The sequence below is a fragment of the Okeania sp. SIO2F5 genome (assembly GCF_010692685.1).
Lineage (GTDB): Bacteria > Cyanobacteriota > Cyanobacteriia > Cyanobacteriales > Microcoleaceae > Okeania > Okeania hirsuta.
Map to the genome: position 1 here is coordinate 1 of NZ_JAAHGU010000060.1, position 3,580 is coordinate 3,580.

1 protein-coding gene is annotated in these 3,580 nt (G+C 39.5%); it reads right to left on the reverse strand.

Translation table 11 applies throughout. The features are described from left to right. Positions 1-834: 834 nt before the first annotated feature. The coding region (locus F6K27_RS18545) for a DUF4912 domain-containing protein (protein ID WP_287279204.1) at positions 835-3,580 on the reverse strand (2,746 nt) is incomplete at its 5' end.

Below are 3,580 nucleotides of genomic sequence, written 5' to 3' on the forward strand. Positions count from 1 at the left end.
GTAAACAATTTCAAGCTATAAACTGTAAATTATCAATACCATTACAGACATCCTTAAAACTTTAAGGTTTAGCGATCGCCTAATTTATGAAAAATACAGCTCATACAGTTACTTTTATATTACATTGCAAATATCTATGTAACATGTAAAGATGCCAGCGCTCATTGCTATACATATCGATCATTAGACCCGTAGCGAACAATATAATTAGCTTCAGCAGCATACATTTCCAGAAAAGCAAAGCCAGATCCACCAGCACCCATTGGTACACTGGCAACAAACATATAGTGCCCCTGGTAACTACTCTGTGTAGATAACTATGCCCCAACTGTCGGTATGTAATTGAGCTGAAGGAAAATAACGGTTGACTAGACGTTGAGCGCGCTGAGGATTGGAGCAAACAATACCTGCTGCTGGGAGAGGTTTCTTGATAATTACGTTTTCGGATATGGTGAATTTCATGGGAGTACATTAACTTTTCAGGTCGCGGAGCAAAGCAAAGAGCTTCTACGTTAGCAAATGGTCCAGGACTTACGCACTGACATATAGATTTAGGGTTTTGTGCGTTACGCTATCGCTAACACACCCTACCAATAGCGTTCATGCGTAAGTCCTATGGTCATTCGCTCCTACTGTGGTCTACCAAAATGAAAACCGCTGTTAGCGATCATCCGGACATGATCTAATATAATCAGGACTTACGCAAAGGCACTATTTATAGGGTAAATTAACTATTGGACAATAGTTTTGAACAGTATATATAGCGTATCTGCGTAAGTCCTAATAATATAATTTTAGATGGGTAAATATTGCGAGATTTACCCACCCTATTACTTAGGAATATAACTTAGCTACAGAAACAGTAAGCTCTCCGTTATTGTCATCAGGATAAGTATCAACAAAAAAGACATACAAAGTAGTGGTCTCCAAAACCTCTAACGTTAGTGTTTCGTGATACCCATTCAAAGTAGACCAGGTTTGCCCAACCGGAATATTCGTCTTTTTATTCTTGACTTTTCCACCAAAAATCCAAAGTAAAACAAATGGTTCACCAGAGGGACAAATATTAGAACCGTAACCAAATGTACCACTTTTAATCCGTGCAACATAAATCCCTGGTTCAAGGGTTTTAGAGACGGCCGTTTCTTGCAGTCCCTTGATTTGTGCATCATTTAGTGAATAGCAATTGTTATGACTATGGACAACAAGATGCTGAATCTCACAGTCACCAGGAGTAATATTGCTTGCTGCGATCGCTGTTTCTTCTTCACTTTCTGATACTTGAGATATTACATCTGTATCAATAGCTGTTTCGCCAGGAAGAACTGTTCCTACTGCCTCAATATCATCAGTTCGAGTCAAAACAGGTATTCGCAGTGGGTCAGAACAAACAATCCTTAGCCACTGCAAATTATTAGTGACATAACCAATCTCTGCTAAATAATCAACATAATTAAGAGAACTAACATTGATAGGTATTTTCTGTTTCTGGATAGACTCCTCACAATCGTATTGTTGTATCTTTTGAGCTTTTTGTGAGTCTATATCAACATCTGTAACATCATAAATCCGCAATTGGTATTGCTTTCCACCTTGTTGTTTTGCTGCATCTTTAGCAGCTTGAGAAACTACTAAATGAACACAAGCACTCTGATTATCATTAGGTACTATAGTAATCCAACTGGATTTCAATGCTTCCTCTGGAATAGTTACTGTGGTGGGAGTTGTGTCTAATTGTGTACTTTTTACTTCATCACTGTCTACAGTAAAGTTAGGTACAGGTATCCAGATACGATTAGAACGAGCCAATTTTAACCACTCACCATCATCAGTGACATAGCCTATTTCTGCTTGATATTCGCGTTCTTTTACAAAAACAGGTGCTTGCATTTGCTGAGTAGATTCCTCACAATCGTAGGCTTGTACATTGTATGCTGGCTGTGTATCCAAGTCAATACCTGTAACATCATAAATTCGCAACTGGTATTGTTCTCCCCCCTGTTCTTTGATTGCATTTTTCGCAGTTTGAGGAACTTCCCAAACCACCATCATATTCTCTTCATTCTCAGGAGTAATAGTAATTTTACAGGGAGGTAATACCCATTTTACTGGTGTTTTACCTAATAATTCTGGTTCTTTTGTTACATCTATATTTTCATCTACAGGATATTCTGATATCCGAACTCGGTTAGAACGAGCCAATGGTAGCCACTGACCATCATCAGTAGCATAACCTATTTCTGCTTGATATTCGCAATCATCTAGTAAATTTCCTACTTGCCACTGCTGATTTGACTCTTCGGAATCATAATACTTGGTACTGTGAGCTGGTTGTGAGTCCAGGTCGATATTTGTGACATCATAAACCCGCAGTTGATATTGCTGACCTCCATATAATTTAGCTGCATCTTTGTCTGTTTGTGGAACTGACCAAGTTACTGATGCACTTTTACTATGATGAGATGTCAGGTTTATTTCACTATTTAGTTCCCGTCTTCGATTTGCCCATGCTGCTAATAACCCTGCTATCCCTAATCCTCCTAATATTTGACCTATTCCGATACCATCTGTTGGAGTTGTTTGATTTCCATCAGGGGGAGTTGTTGCTTTATCTGTAGTATCTACCCCTGCTTCTGGTACTGATATTCCCGTACTGTCATCTCCATCCACTGGAGCAACAGTTTCTGGTGTTGATATCCTGATTTTCTCAGAACGAGCTAACTTTAACCACTGACCATCATCAGTTACATAACCTATTTCTGCTTGATAGTCATGCTCTGGTACTAAAGAATCTATTTGCTTGTTTGTAGTTGATTCTGAGCAATCATACTGCTGCACAGTTGGAGCAGGTTGTGAATCTAGGTCTATATCTGTATCTGTGACATCATAAACCCGCAGTTGATATTCTTGACCTCCATGGGATTTAGCTGCATCTTTGTCTGCTTGTGGAACTGACCAAGTTGCTAATCCACTTTGATTTGGCTGTGCTGTGAGGTTAATTTCACTATTTTTGGAGTGATTTGCCCATGCTGCTAATAATCCTGCGACTCCTAATCCTCCTACTATTGGTGCTATTGGTATGCCATCTGTTGGAGTTGTTTGATTTCCATCAGGGGGAGTTGTTGCTTTATCTGTAGTATCTACCCCTGCTTCTGGTACTGATATTCCCGTACTGTCATCTCCATCCACTGGAGCAACAGTTTCTGGTGTTGATATCCTGATTTTCTCAGAACGAGCTAACTTTAACCACTGACCATCATCAGTTACATAACCTATTTCTGCTTGATAGTCATGCTCTGGTACTAAAGAATCTATTTGCTTGTTTGTAGTTGATTCTGAGCAATCATACTGCTGCACAGTTGGAGCAGGTTGTGAATCTAGGTCTATATCTGTATCTGTGACATCATAAACCCGCAGTTGATATTCTTGACCTCCATGGGATTTAGCTGCATCTTTGTCTGCTTGTGGAACTGACCAAGTTGCTAATCCACTTTGATTTGGCTGTGCTGTGAGGTTAATTTCACTATTTTTGGAGTGATTTGCCCATGCTGCTAATAATCCTGCGACTCCTAATCCTCCT